The organism is Methyloferula stellata AR4 (genome assembly GCF_000385335.1).
GTDB lineage: Bacteria > Pseudomonadota > Alphaproteobacteria > Rhizobiales > Beijerinckiaceae > Methyloferula > Methyloferula stellata.
The window spans coordinates 4,139,773-4,157,557 of sequence record NZ_ARWA01000001.1 but is presented as its reverse complement, the minus strand read 5'-3'; the positions used below and the strand labels follow the sequence as shown (position 1 = coordinate 4,157,557).

10 protein-coding genes are annotated in these 17,785 nt (G+C 57.0%); 5 read left to right on the top strand and 5 right to left on the bottom strand.

Annotated elements, in window-relative coordinates:
• Positions 1–13: 13 nt before the first annotated feature.
• A complete protein-coding gene (locus tag A3OQ_RS0120575) occupies positions 14–1,660 on the bottom strand; it encodes a phospholipase C (RefSeq protein WP_020177338.1) in 1,647 nt (548 codons plus the stop codon).
• Between the two features lie 926 nt (positions 1,661–2,586).
• Positions 2,587–6,993: a chemotaxis protein CheB gene (locus A3OQ_RS0120570; protein WP_020177337.1), complete on the bottom strand. Its 4,407-nt coding sequence runs from the start codon at positions 6,991–6,993 to the stop codon at positions 2,587–2,589.
• A 312-nt stretch (positions 6,994–7,305) separates the two neighbouring features.
• Between A3OQ_RS0120570 and A3OQ_RS0120565 the strand changes: the two genes are divergently transcribed.
• The 5 genes from A3OQ_RS0120565 to A3OQ_RS0120545 all read left to right on the top strand — a co-directional run bounded on the left by A3OQ_RS0120565 (position 7,306) and on the right by A3OQ_RS0120545 (position 13,883).
• Entirely contained in the window at positions 7,306–7,671 is a 366-nt protein-coding gene (locus A3OQ_RS0120565) for a response regulator (protein WP_020177336.1), read from the top strand.
• A gap of 465 nt (positions 7,672–8,136) precedes the next feature.
• Positions 8,137–9,021 (top strand): slipin family protein, encoded by an 885-nt coding sequence (locus A3OQ_RS0120560; protein WP_026596070.1) that lies wholly within the window; start codon positions 8,137–8,139, stop codon positions 9,019–9,021.
• Between the two features lie 210 nt (positions 9,022–9,231).
• On the top strand, positions 9,232–9,981 hold the full coding sequence (locus A3OQ_RS0120555) for a PRC-barrel domain containing protein (RefSeq protein WP_020177333.1): 750 nt from the start codon (positions 9,232–9,234) through the stop codon (positions 9,979–9,981).
• Between the two features lie 134 nt (positions 9,982–10,115).
• A complete protein-coding gene (locus A3OQ_RS0120550; RefSeq protein ID WP_051116146.1) occupies positions 10,116–12,956 on the top strand; it encodes a plasma-membrane proton-efflux P-type ATPase in 2,841 nt (946 codons plus the stop codon).
• 57 nt (positions 12,957–13,013) lie between these two features.
• On the top strand, positions 13,014–13,883 hold the full coding sequence (locus tag A3OQ_RS0120545; protein ID WP_020177331.1) for an ADP-polyphosphate phosphotransferase: 870 nt from the start codon (positions 13,014–13,016) through the stop codon (positions 13,881–13,883).
• 133 nt (positions 13,884–14,016) lie between these two features.
• Here A3OQ_RS0120545 and A3OQ_RS0120540 read toward each other — a convergent pair whose 3' ends face one another.
• From A3OQ_RS0120540 to A3OQ_RS0120535, 3 genes are all read right to left on the bottom strand, one after another.
• Complete coding sequence (locus A3OQ_RS0120540) at positions 14,017–15,075, bottom strand: glycosyltransferase family 4 protein (protein WP_020177330.1); 1,059 nt, start codon at positions 15,073–15,075, stop codon at positions 14,017–14,019.
• Positions 15,076–15,203: 128 nt separating this feature from the next.
• Complete coding sequence (locus tag A3OQ_RS25385; protein WP_152428692.1) at positions 15,204–15,284, bottom strand: DUF3309 family protein; 81 nt, start codon at positions 15,282–15,284, stop codon at positions 15,204–15,206.
• A 156-nt stretch (positions 15,285–15,440) separates the two neighbouring features.
• Positions 15,441–17,759: a glycoside hydrolase family 65 protein gene (locus A3OQ_RS0120535; RefSeq protein WP_020177329.1), complete on the bottom strand. Its 2,319-nt coding sequence runs from the start codon at positions 17,757–17,759 to the stop codon at positions 15,441–15,443.
• Between the last annotated feature and the right edge of the window lie 26 nt (positions 17,760–17,785).

Genomic DNA, 17,785 nt, shown 5'->3' with positions numbered 1-17,785 from the left:
GGTCGTTTAGCTATCAGAGCGTACCGAGGTTGGGATTGAGGACCAGCTTCGGATTCGGCTTCTGATTGAAGTCGAACATGTTGGTGATTGGATTGGCGAGCGCGTCGAACGAACCCTGACCGATCCTCTGGCCGCTAAGCCAATTGTCTTCGATGAAGCGCAGAATCGACGACTGGTCCGTCAAAGTATGATCGACGAAGTTCGGCTTCGCGAAGGGCGAGATGACCAGCAGGGGCTGACGCGGACCGTAACCGCAGCGGCCCTGGACTGGCTGACCGTTGATGCCCGGCAGCGGCGTGGAAAGCGCGCCAGGAGTTCCCGCGATCGGGGTGCATTGTCCGGCCGCGTTGAAAGCGTCCTGCACGCTGGTCGAGGGATTGATGACATTGTTCGCATGGTCGTACCAACCATCCGAGTCATCATATGCGATGATCACTGCCGTGCTGCTCCATTCGGGGCTGTTCTGCAGGAAGTTGATCACGTTGACCACGAAAGTCTGCTCGTCGATCGGATCCGAATTGCTGGGGTGAGCGTCCTGGATCGCCGCGGCCTTGAGGAAGCTGACCGACGGGAAATTGCCCGCCTGAACCGCCGCGATGAAGTCGTTGAAGTCATACTGATGATTGGCTCCGCCATCGCTCGTTTTACCGATCGCGGCGACCGAGCTCGGACGCGTGTGGTTGAGGTTGCGCGTCGAAGCATAATATTGGAACGGCTGATGGTGCGGGCTATAATCGGTCACATTGGAACCGACGGTAACCGACGACGTGCTCCGTTTGCAGCCGGTCGTGCCATTGGCGTTTATTGCGGTGAGATTGAAGCCGCCTTCGAACCAGCCCCAGGTGATGTTCTTGGCGTTCAGAAGATCACCGACGTTCTTGCCGGTCATCTCGGTCGTAGCCGCCGTGGTCGAGGAGCAGACATCTCCAAACGGGTCGCTATCGCCGTACATCGTAAAGCCGCCCTGGCCGTCGGCGACAATGTTGTTGATGTTGTTGCTGGGATTGGAGCCGTTGCTCGCAGGGTGACCAACTGCGCCATTGGTCTGTCCCGAGATCAGATTGACAGCGCCGGGCGTGGACGGACCGAATGTCGAGCTGTAGGAATTGTCGCTCATCGCAAAATGCTGCGCATAATTCCACAGCGCGGTGACCGTGTTGCCATCGTAATAACCCATCACGAGGCCCTTGGTGTTGAAGACGCCGGTGCCGCCGGTGCCGGCCGCGCCGGTGTTCTTCGGAAACAGGTCCATAGCGCCGTTATCAAAGGCCGCTTGCTCTGGTCCGTAAGCGTGATTTTGGCTCGACGTGTGGGCCTGCGAGCGATCCAGGCGGAAGGGATTGATCGCGTTTGTGCCGTTGCCTGCGTTCGCGGCGTTCGGATTGGCGGTCAGCAGGGCCGAGGTCAGCCCGTTGACGCTCGGCGTATTCGGCAATGCCGTGAAGGCAGGTTCGCCGGCCGGATTTGCTGCCTGCGGGTAGGTGCCGAAATAATGGTCGAACGATTCATTTTCGCCGAAAATGATGACGACGTGTTTGATCGGAGTTGCTGTTGACAGTGCGTCCTGCGGGTTCGCTGCCAGGGTCGGGCTGCTGCCGTTAGCGGCGAGCAGCATCGACAAAAAAAAGGCGGACGCCGCCTTGGAAGTATGTCGTTGCATGGAACTCTCTTTATGATGCTAAGAAATGAACGTCGCTGCCTGAAAGTGGAAGCGGCCTTGGATAGGCGGGCGCCTTGTAGGGTTAGGTGGTGACATGCGGATGACTAAGCGTACTTCTCATCAGCCTGCGGCCCGTTAATTATTGAGTGTAATTCGCTGCTCCGACGCTGACGATCCGACCTTAAAATCTGATCGGCAGGCTGCGCGGGCTAAAATGATCCCAGTGTTTCGTCGCGATAGGAGGAGGAGCGCCGTTGTTAAGAGGGCTTTCTGATCCGATTGCAAAAATCTCTCGAAGCCGTCGCGATGGATGTGCCGTCGCATCTACCAAATCAAATTTTTCGTGAACTCGAGTCGTCAATGACGCGGCCTATTATCATCGGCTTGTCACGTTGAAATATAATTTTAGGCGGGGACTACTTCGATGAGCGTGAACTTTAATCGTCGATCCGCGTGCGAAACAGGTTTTCACAACTGATGATGATCCATAGCGCACGCAAAGCAGGGAGCCTATGCTTGGTGCAATCACGAAGAACCATCGGCCTTGCGATAATCCGACGCGAGCTTCGCGAGATGGGCGACCCAGGCGATGGGTGGCAGTCCCTGGCAGATGGCAGTGCCTGCGAGCGCGATATACGCCGGAAGTGAATAGGACGGCGCGGAACCGGCTAGCCATGCGCACCTTAATAAAAATGGGAGCGGGTGAAGGGATCCTGCGGCAGGCTCCAAAATCGAGGTTTTAAGGCTTAGCCGCCACGCAAATCATCGGAGCCAACTCTGGATCGCGTTAAGAGTATCATTGTGCCGCTCGGCATCAGTGTCTGGAATGGGCCGAAGAACGAACCCGCTTTGCGGGAGAGTGGCCAGGCGCTTTAAGGCATGAACAAGACCCAGCGGCGATGGGTCTTAATCTTAGCGGGCACAGGTTAAGCGGGTGGCTCACTGGCCTCAATCCCGCCGGCGGCAAAGGCCAATCGCGCTAAAGCCGGAAGTGACTTCGAGCCTGTCTTCATCATGATCGTAGCGCGATGGTTCTCGACCGTGCGCTGGCTGATGCCAAGGTCCGCTGCTATATTTTTGTTGGGGTGGCCAGCAAGAATCAGATCCATGATCTGATGTTGCCGCAGAGTAAGACCGGCGATGCGAGTCCTGGCTTCCTCGCGCCAGGTCGACAGTTTGCTCGTATCCCTCGCGTGTTCGAGGGCATTCTCGACGCAGGCGAGGAGCTCGTCGCGCCCGATCGGCTTTTCGATGAAGTCCAAAGCACCTGCCTTCATGGCTTGAACAGCCATCGGCACATCACTATTGCCGGTGATCATGATGGCGGGCAACCGATGTCCCGCATCATGTAGCCGCTGCAACAATTCAAGCCCACCCATTCCGGGCAGGTAGGCATCGACCAAGAGGCACGCTTCGCGGTCTGGACGATAGACTTCGAGGAAAGCTTCGCAAGATGCATAATCCTCGACCACCCGTCCGTCTGCCTCGAGCAAGCTGCGAATCCCCTCACGTAGGTGGTTGTCATCATCAACGACAAAGATGACGGCCGCCTCTGGACTCTGGGCAGCTTTGAAACCGCGCCGCAGATGAGATTTCGATACGGGTTGCAAAATCGGAAGGAGACGCTGGATGGCCTGCGTCACTTGCATCGACTTCACCGGCTTGTTGAGTTGTACACAGTCTTGGCTGGCGATACGTCGCAAAGCGCTCGTCGATATATCACCCGTGAGGATGATAACCGGTATTTGGCGATTAAGTTTTTCTCTTATTTTCGCAGCGACTTCGAGCCCATCCATTCCGTTCGGCAGATTATAGTCTGTGAGGATCAAGTCAGGTTGTATTGCCCGCTGAGTCAGCAGCTCCAGCGCCGCGAGGCCGTCGGACGCTATTACCGGGCGATGGCCCTCTTCGGTCAGGATTACATCGAGGAGTTCGCGCACTTCGCGATCGTCCTCGACCACCAGGATCACGCCCGTATGTCTTGTGCTCTCGGCGATCCCGCCATCTCCCCGGTGCTGGTCAAATTCAAGCTGCGGAGCTGTCCCTTTCGCTGGGAGCGCTACGTCGATGGCAAAGACCGAGCCCTTGCCGAGATGCGAACGGACGCGGATACGATGGTCGAGTAACTCCGACAGCCGTTGCACGATGGCAAGACCAAGGCCGAGGCCATGGCTCGGTTGCCGTGCGGCATTGTCGAGTTGATGGTATTCCTCGAAGATCGTTTGAAGCTCCGCCTCCGGGATACCAATTCCTGTGTCCCAGATCTCGATGCGTAGCGTCCCTTCGCGTCGACGGCAACCGAGCAATACTTTGCCGTGCTTGGTGTATTTCAAGGCATTCGAGATGAGGTTGCGGATCATCTGCTCAAGCAGACGTGGATCGCTGTAAACCAAAAGGCCGCAGGGTACGACGTGCAGGGCAAGCTTCTGTGCTTGCGCTTGATAGCTAAATTCATCCCTTAACCGATCAAGCAGATCATTGATGGGAAAGCTGACCATTTCGACGTGGACCGTGCCGGCCTCAATCTGATTGATGTCGAGCAGCGTGTTCAACATGCCGGACATTGCGGCGGCGGTCTCATCAAGCCGTATGACGAGCTCTAGGGCCTCCTCCTTCCTATTCTCTCTGATCCTTTTTTCCAGAATGCCTCGCATCAGGCTGAGTGCTTGCAGCGGTTGGCGGAGGTCATGGCTGGCGGTCGCGAGGAAGCGCGATTTAGCGACAGTGGCCTGCTCTGCTTGCCGCTTGGCCGCCTCCAGCGCATCCGCGGTGTGCCGCCGCTCTGTGATATCGGCAAAAGTGATCACGACGCCTTCGACCCCATTGTCTTGGGTCCGGTAAGGCAAGATTCGGCGGATATACCAGGCGCCGCCTTGTGCTTCGATCTCCCGCTCGATCGGTGCCAGGCTCTTCAGCACCGTTCTGGCATCGCTCAAAAGCGTGCCGTCGGCCGCCAGCGAGTTGAGGTCGGCAAGGGGACGCCCGACGTCGCTCGGAATAACGTTGAAGAGTGATTTGGTGGCCGGCGTATAGAAGCGGATATCAAGATTGGTGTCGAGGAAGAGCGTCGCAACATCGGTGCTATACAGGACATTTTGCAGATCGTTGGAGGTCGTACGCTGCCGCTCCAAGGTTTCTTGGAGTTGGCCGTTAAGGGCAGTTAGCTCCTCGTTGAGCGACTGCAACTCTTCCTTGGAGGTGAGCAGCTCCTCGTTTGTCGATTGATATTCCTCGTTGACGGATAACGCTTCTTCGTTGATTGCCTTCTGCTCCTCGCTCGAAATCTCAAGATTGCGGATAGCCCCCTGAAGCTCAATCCTCGTGGCTTCCAGTTCCTGCTCGAGCGTAGCGATTCGCGGCATATCCTCTGGAGGAGAGGGGCCGCCTCGACTGCGATCTTGCTTCGGCTCATCGATGAAGCAAATCAGCAAAAGCTCCTCGTCACCGCTTAGAACCGGCTGCACGGCGATGCTGAACGAACGCAGATCTCCATCATGATCCGCCTTGCCGCCGGAAGAGACAACGCGCGCCTTTTTCTGATTAGCCTGTTGGATGGCCGAGCGGAGCTTGGTGCGCAGGCCGTTACTCGTCATGGCCAGTAAATCATATGTAGGAGTACCAGGCGGCAAGCGCAGATAACGGTCTGTCGGTCCCAAGAAATAAAGACACTCATGCTTGCTGTTGATCAGGACGGCTGCCGGAGCATAGGTCTCCAGGACCAGCTGCCGGCAAAGGTCGGCGAGAACGGCCTGACGCGTAGGCGCCGGGCCTTGCCCCGGACGCGTCGGCATTCGAGTGCCGTCGCCGGGGCTCATTATGAAACCCAATTCGCCCGGGCGCAGGCGGCCAATATGGCGATAGAGCCGCTCGGGCCTTGAAATCACCTCGAAGCGGCCATCGGACTCGCCGACGGTCTCCGAGGTACCAAGAAGGAGAATACCACCCTCGCGCAGCGCAAAATGGAACAGCGAAATCACCTTCGCCTGCGCATCGGGGTGCAGATAAATGAGAAGGTTTCGGCATGAAACCAGATCGAGGCGTGAGAACGGCGGATCAGCCAGCACATCTTGCACCGTGAAGACAACCGCTGCGCGGAGTTCGGGCAGAACCCTGTAACTATGCTCCTCCTTTGAGAAGAAACGGGCAAGCCGCGCCTGCGAGACATTTGTTTCGATGGTTTCCGGATAAAGACCCTCTCGCGCAATGGCGACGGCATCCGGATCGACATCGGAGGCGAATAGCTGCAGTTTGATGTTGCGCTTCGCCGCCGAGATCTCTTCGCGAAAAAGCATGGCCAGGGAGTAAGTCTCCTCGCCGGTGCTGCACCCGGCAACCCAGATGCGGAGCGGGCGATCATCCGTCTGGCCGCGAACGAGGTCCGGAATGATTTTCTCCGCCAAGTGATCGAACACTTTCGGATCACGAAAGAAGCCCGTGACATTGATGAGCAGGTCTTTGGCCAGAAGCTCGAGTTCGCTCGCATCGCTCCGCAGTCTATCGAGATAATGAGCCGTGTCTCCGGCCTCGATCCCAACCATCCCCATGCGCCGCTCAATCCGGCGCCGTAGCGTGCCCTGCTTGTAAAACGTGAAATCGTGAGCCGTTTTCGTGCGAAGAAGATTGATGATCTCGGCCAGCCAATCTTGTGTTTCCTCCGACGACATGGAATTGTCATGGCCGTGAGCGACCGCTGTTCTCCAGTTATATTCGATGAGTGCCTTGGGAATCTTCTCAATCGCAAGCACAAGGTCCACCATGCCTGTCATGATGGCGCTGCGCGGCATGCCGTCATAAGCGGCCTCGCCGGGGTCTTGCGCGATGACGAGGCCGCCTTTCTCCTTCACAGACTTCAGTCCAAGGCTGCCGTCGCCTCCCGTGCCCGACAGGATCACGCTGATGGCGCGCGTACCGCACTCTTCCGCCAATGAGTGCAGCAAAAAGTCGAAAGGCAGGCGCGCGCCATGAGGCGCTTGAGGCTGCGAAAGGTGAAGTGCGCCGTTACCGACAGAAAGATAGGTTCCAGGCGGGATGACGTAGAGATGATCGGGCTCGATCAGCATCCCATCCATTGCTTGCAAAACGGTCACTCGCGTGTGACCGGCGAGCAGGTCCACCATCATGCTTTCATGGGTCGGATCGAGATGCTGGACAAGTATAAAGGCCATGCCGGTGTCAATCGGCAGCGCCTCCACGAGTTTCCGGCATGCCTCGAGGCCACCTGCTGAGGCACCTATTCCGACGATCGGAAAGATCTTCAAGTCATGCGCCGACAGCGGCGGACGGACCGGTTTCGGTTTAGCAGCCTTGGTCTGACGCGGAAGACTGACTCGCATTTTACACTTCTTCTTAATGACCATTTCCTAAACATGGGAGGCTCAGCTCAATATATCACGTCTGTTCCTCGCCGGAGATGCGGAATTGTAATTTAAGCGTCAGGTAGAGCGAGCATCGGTCAGCCGCAGCGTTCACGGTCTTAAGTAGTTTCCGATCCTGTCTTCGCCGATCATTGGTTGAGTATAGTCCCTCGCAGACGGGTTTTCGACCGTTTGACCCCGTTTAAGTGGCCGGTAAAGGTTGCTTCGTCTTTGGGTTGTACAACCCCGTTAAAGTTTGGCTGAATGATGCGACTGAAAGTGACGTGAACGATGAAGGGACTCCGTGTCCTCATCGCTGAGGATGACGCGCTGATCGGCATGTTGCTTGCCGAGACGCTCGAAGAAATGGGTCACGAGGTTTGCGCGATCGAGGCAACCGAGGCTGATACCGTGACCGCTGCGGTTCGATACCGACCGGACCTGATGATCCTCGACGTGCGGCTCGCCAATGGAAATGGCATCTCAGCTGTCGAGGAAATACTCCACACCGGATTCGTTCCGCACTTCTTCATCAGTGGCGATCGATCCGAAGTCTTGGCGCGCCGGCCAGGCGCAGTAGTGATCCAGAAGCCTTTTCGTGAACCCGACCTTGCATGGGCCATTCAACGCGCGCTTGACGCTGCGGTCGCGTCCTGAGGACTCGTTCACGACCGCGATGCAAACATGTCCGGCTTCTTTCATTTGAAAGTGACGAAAACCTCACTGCGATCATCCGGGGGCACACATGGGAAAGCTTCGTCATGTGTCAGAGCTGCTCAGCTCTGAACCGGCTCTCTCGGACACCGCCCAGGCACCGCCGGATCGCCTACCTTTTGCCATTTTGCCCGTCGCCCATCACTGAGTTGGCGGACTTGCCGAATTGCTCGGGAAGCAGCCAAGCATGCCGCCCGCGTTAAGCCGGTCTTGGCATAGCTGATTTCGGCGCTTTGGATCTAAGTAGATTCCGAGTCTCCATACCTGTCGGCCAGGGACTTATATGGCTAAACAGCTGACCCACTGTGAGTAGGTCTGAAACTGGGCTCGCAAGCGGCATTCACGCAACGAATAGCGCCGGGTCTGATGATGTCTGAGGGGCGGCACGATAAGCGAGGAGCCGCGTCGATGAATCCCATTACCTTATTTCTGACTATAGTCACTATTGCCATTGGTGTCGGATTGGGCGCGATGGGGCATGTTTATTGGGGCGCTGCCTTCGTCGCGGCTGCGATCATCATCTCTTCCGCGCTTAAGATGGCGAACACATGGGAAAAATTCGTCATTCTGCGCGCCGGTAAATTGCTTGGCGTCAAGGGGCCGGGGCTTTTCCTTATCCTGCCCGTCGTCGACAATGTCGTTGCCGTCATCGACCAACGCATCCAGACGACCGCTTTTAGCGCGGAACAGGCGCTGACCAGAGATACTGTGCCCGTGAATGTGGATGCGATCATTTTCTGGTTTGTCCATGACGCACAAAAGGCTGCTTTGAACATCACGAACTACCGGGAAGCCATCGATCGAGTCGCCCAGACCTCGCTGCGCGAAATGATAGGCTCTTCGATGCTGTCGGCGCTTCTATCGGAACGCACAGCTGCCGACGAAATATTACGGGGCGAAATCGGCGGCAAGATCGCCGATTGGGGAATCTCCGTAAAGTCCGTTGAGATCCGCGATGTCGCGATCCCGGTCGCGCTGCAGGACGCCATGTCCCGGCAGGCCCAGGCCGAACGGGAAAAGCAGGCGCGTGTGATCTTAGGCTCTGCTGAAGCGGTGATCGCAGCAAGTTTTGTTGAGGCGGCGATGACCTATGCCGAGCATCCGATGGGTCTGCAATTGCGGGCCATGAACATCATCTACGAGACGACTAAGGAACGCGGCGCCACGATCCTGATGCCGACGTCCATGGTCGATAGCATGAACCCCGCGGTCGCCCTTGCATTGGCAGGAAAGGAGACTGCGCCGCAAAAGGCGAATGGCTCCATACCGCTGAGCAAAACTTCCGTAATGTGAATTTTTTAAAAGGTGCGGCCAGTCTCAACCCTTCCACTTTCGGCCTCACCGAAACGCCGACGGATCGCCTTGTCCAGGCAGACAGCTGATGGCGGCGATCATAAGCTCGATAAGGATATCAGCTCCTCTTCGAGAAAGGGTCTTTCGCGCCGCGCTTGATGACAGCGCTAGAGACAAAAGGAGCATGCGATGTTAGGTAATGCATCAGTGATGAAAGGTTACGCTATCGCTGCGACCGATGGCCGGATTGGAACCGTCAGCGACTTTTTGTTCGACGACACCAATTGGCAGATCCGTTGGCTGATCGTCGACACTGGCGATTGGCTGTCGGGTCGCAAAGTCCTTCTGACCCCCATGATGTTGGGGCAGCTCGATCCGAAAGGACACGCATTCACGGTCGAATTGACCATGCAACAGGTCAAGGATAGCCCGGATGTCGATACAGATCGGCCGGTGTCGCGTCAGATCGAAACCAATATCTACGATTACTACGGTTGGAGTCCCTATTGGGGCAATGGGTCTTTCACCGACAGTTACGGATATGTGGGCGCGACCTGGACGGAAGCTCCAAAACAAGGGATTGCGCCGACCGATAAAAATATGGCCGATGCTCGGAAAAGCGCAGATGATCCGCATCTGCGCAGCATCGAAGCCGTTACCGGCTACCACATTCATGCCAATGACGGCGAGATCGGTCACGTCGATGACTTTATTCTCGAGGATGCCGATTGGAGCGTCCATTACCTCGTCGTCGATACGAAGAACTGGTGGCCAGGAAAGAAGGTGCTCATCTCGCCGAAATCGGTCCGAAATATCGATTGGCTCGCTAAAGTGGTGAACGTCGATGCGGATCGTCAGAGGGTCAAGGACAGCCCGGCATATGATGCATCGACGACGGTCGACGAGGCCTATGATGATGCATTCCTGACGTATTACGGGCTCAAGCTTGTCGCTGCGTGATCAGTTCAAGTGGCATGTCGTCCAATCGACTTTTCGATGCATCGGATTTCCGCGAAGCGCGGGACCCCTCGTGGGTCTGATGCTCTAATAAATTGGAGCGTGTCAATTTAGGCGAAGATAAAGGAGTTTCGATCATGGCAGCCAAAGCCGACAGGGTCACGTCTGCCAAGTCGAAGCCCAAACCGACGGACGATCTAAAATCCCTACCGCTGGCCGAGATGGAGAAAAAGCTAGGGTCTTCACCAGAAGGCCTCACGCAGGCAGAGGCGCAGAAGCGGCTGATCCAATATGGGCCGAACGAGATTGAAGAAAAAAAAGCCAATCCGTTTCTGAAATTTCTTAGCTATTTTTGGGGTCCGATCCCCTGGATGATCGAAGTCGCGGTCGTGCTCTCCGGCGTCGTGCGCCACTGGCCAGACTTCTTTATCATCTTGCTGCTGCTTGTTGCGAACGCCGTGATCGGATTCTGGGAAGAACGTCAGGCTGGCAATGCGATCGCGGCGCTCAAAGCCAAGCTGGCGATCACGGCCCGTGTGAAACGCGATGGAAAGTGGGTCACGCCCGCGGCGCGTGAGTTGGTGCCCGGCGACGCCATCCGATTGCGCCTGGGCGACATCGTGCCGGCAGATGCGCGTTTGCTGGACGGCGACGAGGTGTCCGTGGACCAGTCGGCGTTGACTGGTGAGTCGCTGCCCAAAACATGCAAATCCGGCGATGCCATATTCTCCGGTTCGATCATGCGTCGCGGCGAGATCGGTGCGCTGGTCTATGCCACGGGCGCGAACACCTATTTCGGCAAAACAGCGGAACTGGTGGAGACCGCAGTTACCGTCAGCCATTTCCAGAAAGCCGTGCTGAAGATCGGCAACTATCTGATCATGTTGGCGGTGACGATGGTAGCGGTGATCATCGCTGTTGGACTTTATCGCGGTAACCCGATTCTCACGACTTTGCAGTTCGCCCTTGTCCTCACCGTCGCGGCGATCCCGGTGGCAATGCCCACGGTTCTATCGGTGACAATGGCGGTCGGCGCACGGCTGCTCGCGAAGAAACAAGCTATCGTGAGTAAGCTTGTCGCCATCGAGGAACTGGCCGGCGTGGACGTGCTCTGTGCCGACAAGACCGGCACCCTCACGCAGAACAAGCTGACGCTGGGCGATCCGTTCTGTCTCGACAAGGTCACCTCCGACGAGCTCATTCTTGCTGGCGCCCTGGCCTCGCGAGCGGACGACGACGACACCATCGATCTCGCCGTCATCGGTGGCCTGAAGGACAAGCAGGCGCTGAAGCCCTTTCAAGTCACGCATTTTGTGCCGTTCGATCCAGTGCATAAGCGCACCGAGGCGACCGTCAAGGCCGCTGATGGAAGCATATTCAAGGTGACGAAGGGAGCGCCTCAAGTCATTCAGGCTCTATCGGCCAATGCCGCGACTGTGAAAGAGGCTGTCGACAAGGCCGTCAATGACTTCGCGGCCCGCGGCTTTCGTGCGCTTGGTGTGGCCCAGGCAGATGGAGACGGGAAATGGCAATTGCTCGGCGTGCTGCCGATGTTCGACCCACCGCGTGAGGACGCCAAAACCACCATCGCGACTGCGGCTGAGATGGGCGTGAAGATCAAGATGGTGACGGGCGATGCCCTTGCAATTGCACGGGAGATGGCAAAAACGTTGGGGATGGGAACGAATATTCTCGATGGTGCGACCCTCGGCGACTCCACGACTGAGGAGACCGCGGCGATGACCAAATCCATCGAGCAGGCGGACGGTTTCGCCCAGGTGTTCCCGGAGCACAAATTCCACATCGTCGATGTGTTGCAAAAGCATGGCCACATCGTGGGCATGACCGGTGATGGCGTCAATGACGCCCCCGCGCTGAAGAAGGCCGACTGCGGCTTCGCTGTTTCCGGCGCGACGGACGCTGCGCGTGCAGCTGCCTCCATCGTGCTAGTGGCGCCGGGGCTATCGGTGATTATCGACGCCATCAAGGAAAGCCGGAAGATCTTTCAGCGGATGAACAGTTACGCGATGTATCGCATCGCCGAGACGCTGCGCGTGCTCTTGTTCATGACGGCCGCGATTCTGATCTTCAATTTTTATCCGTTGACGGCGATCATGATCGTGATGCTGGCGCTGCTCAACGACGGAGCGATTCTGTCCATCGCTTATGACAATGTCATCTATAGGGACAAGCCCGAAGCCTGGAACATGCGCACGGTACTGGGGATCGCCACCGTGCTCGGCCTCGTTGGCCCTATTGCCGCGTTCGGGCTGTTTTATCTCGGCGACCGCGTCTTTCACATCGACCGGCCGCAGATACAGACCATGATGTATCTGATGCTCTCGGTGGCTGGACATCTGACCATCTTCCAGACCCGCACACCCGGCCCGTGGTGGTCCATACGTCCGGCGCGGATCTTATGGATGGCCGTACTCGGCACGCAGGCGGCAGCGACGCTGATCTGCGTCCTTGGATTCCTTGTGACCCCGCTTTGGTGGGGTTGGGCGGCGCTGGTTTGGTTTTATGCTTTGGGTTGGTTCCTCATAACCGATCCGGTGAAACTGCTCGCGTATCGAATCCTGGATCCGCTCAAAAGCGTCTCTTTAAAGCCGCATGCCCAGCATGCTTGGAACAAGTCCCAACATCCGCGCATGCCCGCAGGCTCGCCGGAAGGCGGACAGTTTCAATCGGCTGAGACGGCGGCCCGGACAGGCCGCGGCTGGGTCTCCGGTCATTGGCGCCTCGCGGCGGCCGCCGGCACACTGATCGTCTTGGCTGCCGGCAGCGGCGGTGGCTGGCTCTATTGGTCGTCACATCGGACCAGCGCCTTTCGCTGGCCGCAGGTCTGGATCCTCCACGACGAGAAGCCGAAAGCAGTCCCGGTTCAACTCGGCCTCCGTGATAACGATCAGATGGAGACCAAAAGCGGCATGAAACCCAGCGACGAACCGATCGATAGCGAAAAGACGGTCAAGTAGAAACAAGCCGGCGACCCCGGCCCCAATCATGCGGTCAGCATCGGCGAGGGGATAGAAATGAAAATCAGTGCAAAAGACTTCCGTGTAAAGGAAGGCGACGAGGTCAATCTCGATAAGTGGCCGACCAAGGTCGATCCCGTTTACAAGTCGAAGGACCAATACGAGAAAATTCTGAAGGACCACGTCGAGCAACTGAGTTCGCAACAGCAGCTCCTCTACGCCTCCAACCGCCACGCAATCCTTTTGATCTTCCAGGCCATGGATGCGGCGGGTAAGGACGGTGCCATCAGGCATGTGATGTCCGGGGTTAATCCGCAGGGCTGCCAGGTGTTCAGTTTCAAACATCCAAGCGCCGCCGAATTGGAGCATGATTTTCTCTGGCGTACGACACGCGATCTGCCGGCGCGCGGGAAGATCGGAATCTTCAACCGATCTTATTATGAAGAGGTCTTGATTATTCGCGTGCATCCGGAGCTTCTCAGCAGCGAAGGCCTTGTGGATCCGCCAAAAGATGACAAGCAGATCTGGCACGACAGGTACCGTTCGATCGTCGATTTAGAGAAACACCTTCACGCCAACGGAACCCGCATCGTGAAATTCTTTCTTCATCTCTCCAAGGAAGAACAGCGGAACCGCTTTCTGGCGCGGATCGACGAACCGGAAAAGAACTGGAAATTTAGTCTCGCGGACATCGCAGAACGGAAATTCTGGAAGCACTACATGAAGGCCTATGAGGAATGCCTCGGCGCAACAAGCACGAAGGATTCGCCCTGGTATGTCGTTCCCGCCGACGACAAAGAGAACGCTCGGCTCATCGTGTCCCAGATTGTCCTCGATATGCTCGAAGGTCTTGAGATGAGCTATCCAAAGACGACCGATGCGCGCCATCAGGAATTGCTGCAAATCCGCAAACAGCTCACAGACTAAGTTTCAATTCGCTGGAATGCGCCTGAGCCGCCTTCAATTTTTCAGAAGACGTTCAGAAGACGCTGGAGAAGAACACACCATAGCAATATTGCTTGATGCTTATTGTCTGTGGGCAAAGCCTGCGCAGGCCCGGCTATTCCGCATTTACCAGCTTAAGTCGCGATTGCGGCTTGCTGATGAGCTTTTGATAAGCTGCGACGTAGCCGCGAGCCATGTGCTTTTCCGTAAACCTTGATTCGTAGGAGCGCCGGACAGCCATTCGGTCGATCGATTTGATCCGGTGAACGGCTTCGACTGCCATGTCGATTGAATCGACGATAAGTCCGCTGATGCCGTCCTCGATGATTTCGGGTACCGAACCGTTTCGCCAGGCGATAACCGGCGTTCCAGCCGACATGGCCTCGATCATGACCAGCCCGAAAGGCTCGATCCAATCGATGGGAAAGAGGAGCGCGCGTGCATTCCCGAGGAAGGCACATTTTTGACTATCATCGATCTCGCCGACGAATTCGATCAGAGGATGATCCAGCATCGGTTGGATGACCTCTTTGAAATAACCGAGATCGGCCTTATCGACCTTTGCCGCGATCTTCAGCTTGACGCCGGCTCTTTTAGCAATCTCGATTGCGCGATCGGGACCTTTCTCCGGTGAGATCCGCCCGAGAAAGGCGAGGTAATCGCCACCGGCAGCACTGAAGGGACACGCCTCCGCCGGCAGGCCGTTATAGACAGTTGCAAGCCAGTTGAGTCCCAACGGCATCGGCTCCCGCTGCACATCCGAGATCGAAATGAGCGGCATATGCGGATAGGCTTTGTAGGCAGGCCAGAAGTCAGGCAAATCGAGGCGGCCATGCAAGGTCGTCACGAATTTGTGGCTCAAATCCTGGAAGAGAGGATATTGCAGAAGATCGATATGGCAGTGAATAATATCGAACCGCTCGGCTTGACGCCTGACCTTGTCGAGCATCACGAGATTGCTGGCGGTATGATCGCCTATGCCTTGCAGACGCAGGCCTTTGTCGCAACCTGTGACGAGCTTCGCGGCGGTCTCCGAGCCGCCCGCCGCAAAGAGGGTGACCTCATGCCCTTGCCTGACGAGTTCTTCCGTGAGCCAAGAGACGACGCGTTCCGTACCACCGTAAAGTTTGGGCGGTACTGTCTCCGCGAGCGGAGCGATCTGAGCAATTCGCATGATTTCCTTGCGTCATAGCAACACTGATTTTTGTTTAGCGAAGAATCCATGGCAACCGCGCACCGCGCCGAGAGGAAAACGGACAAAACGGAGCATTGTCTAGCTAGCAATATTGAAGGGCAGTCATGTTACCGCCGACGGCGATAGCCCCAATATCCGCCACCTCCGATGATTAGAATGAGTACGACAGCGAGCAGTAGGGTATCCATGGTTTTCTCCCAAAGATGATCTTGTTAAAGTGGGAGCGAATGATCTGCTTACGACCCTCGGAATCTACGCAGTCAAGAAAAGTCTATAGTGATTTCTGTGATGCATCTTTTAATAAGCTGAGCAATTAACCGCTTGGGGCGCTCAGGAGATCGTGGTCAGGCGGCGGAGGACGCGCTCAACAGCTTGTTGACCTTTGATTTCTGTGTCGCTTTAAACACAATCCGAACTGTCTTGCCGACACTGAGTTGTTGCCCCTCACCGGAGATTAGAAGTGTCATCGGCGCCCCGGATTCCAATGTCACCTCAACAAGGGAATGCGCCTGCTCTATCTTAATCTTCAAGCGGCGCTTGCGCCATTGTATGCGAAAGCCAAGGCCCACCCAACCGGCCGGCAATTGGGGTTCGAGGCGAATGTTATCGCCTTCCAGCGCCACCCCTGCGAAGCCGAACACAGCCGTCATCCAGAGTCCGCCAAGAGCCGCGATATGCACACCACCAGCAATCGCGACATGTGTATCGGCAAGGTCGATAGCGGCAGACTGCCGGAAATAATTCAGCGCCTTCTCAGCATAGCCAAGCCGGGCAGCGACGAGTCCATGCATGGCTCGGCTCAGCGAACTGCCATGACTGCAGCGAGGCTCGTAATAACTGAAGTTATTCGCGCCGGTCTTGCCAATAAATTCCTCGGGCAGCAGCCCCAAGAGCGCAACGACGTCAGCCTGTTTGATCACCTGAGACTGTGCTATCCGCTCGCGCCCAAGCACAACATCCATTGGTACCGACCGCCCCGCATATGTCGCGAGGTTAATGTCTTCAAGATCGAAAAAGCCCGTGAACTGCTCGAACATTCCCGTCTTCGCATTAACACCTGTCGCCATCGTATCTGCGACGTTCGACCATTGTTGCAGCTCATCGTCGTCAAGCTTGAGATCGCCCGAAATTCGGACCCAGTGCTCGGGCCAGCGTTCGCGCAGAAGGGCTGCTGCCTCAAGAGCACGCCGGATATTCCAGCGTGCCATCACGTTTGTGAATGCATTGTCGTCGATATGTTCATGATACTCGTCGGGTCCAATAACGCCGCGAATATGATGGCGACCGTCCGCCTCCAACTTGGCGCGGCTCGACCAGAACCGCGCGGTCTCGAAAAGAATTTGAGCGCCCGCCTCGCATAGAAACACGTCATCGCTTGTCGCCAACCAATATTGCCACACGGCGTAGGCGACATCCGCGCTGATGTGCTGTTCCTGCTTGCCGCAAAGAATGTTGACGATCTTGCGATCGGGACCGATCGCTTCCTCCGGCGTCTCCTCGACACCGGAGTCGGTAGATTCCCAAGCGTAGAGGGCACCACGCCAGCCCATGCCGGCCGCCTTCGCCCGCGCACCGGCTAGGGTGCGGAAGCGATACATGAGCAAGGCGCGCGCCGCCTCGGGCCAAGTGAAGCAATAAAACGGGAGGAGGAAGATCTCTGTATCCCAGAACACATGCCCGCGATAATCGTCGCCGGTGAGTGCCCGGGCCCCAATTGACACATGCTCATCGTCCGGATTGGCTGCACTGTTCATGTGATAGATGGCAAACCTCAATGCACTTTGCGCGGCTGGATCGCCGTCGACTTCGACATCGCTGCATTGCCAACGATGCGCCCAGGCTGCCTCGTGCGCTGACATTACGCCTCGCCAACCTTTGTTGCTGGCGACGCCGCGCTCATGCACGGCATCGACTCCAGGATCCAAACCGGCGCTGTCGCTTCGCGTTACAGCGACCAATCGTTCGAACAAGGCTACCTGCCCGGGACGAGAGGTCCAGCTCCAAGACCATTTGAATTGGCCAAGCGCTGTCGCGGCAAGTTCGCGGCCATCGAGCTGCAGCCAACATGCCGCGGCCATGGCGAGACCCTTGTTCGAATGGCTGGTACGCCAAACGCCGAGATCCTGTTCCAGCCGCTGGGAAACCAGTCCGAGGCTGAGGCCTTCGAATGAGGCCTCAAGCGTGATCTCCGCCTCTCCATCCTCGACTTCGAGCTTGATCAGCTGCAGGCCCAGCGCGCGCGCGCTCAGTGATGCGAGGCGAAGCGTACGCAAGTTGAGGCTTACTGAGGGCGCTTTGAAATGGCATTCCGTCAGGAGCACCCCACGCTTCATATCGAGAGTCATGCGATGCAAGGACGGATGACCGGCATGATGCGTCAAAGGTTGCCCGCGCAAGAGGATATCGACCTGCAGCCAGTCGGCCGCGGGGACGAGCCCAGGTATCGGCTGCTCCGGGCCAGGTGAATCAAAAAGCCCGGCAACATAGGTTCGCGGCGGTATAACCCAGCGCGCGCACCGTGTGATCTCTCGCGTGCCTCTTACACCGAGGAAGCCGTTGCTGATGGCGAAACGAGATTCACTGCTGCTCTCGCGGAGCGGATCATAATTTTTCTCGTCAAGAACCCAGGCGGTATCGGCGGTCGGCTTCAGTACTTTTTCCATCGTTCACGTCCTGATCAAGGCGGCCA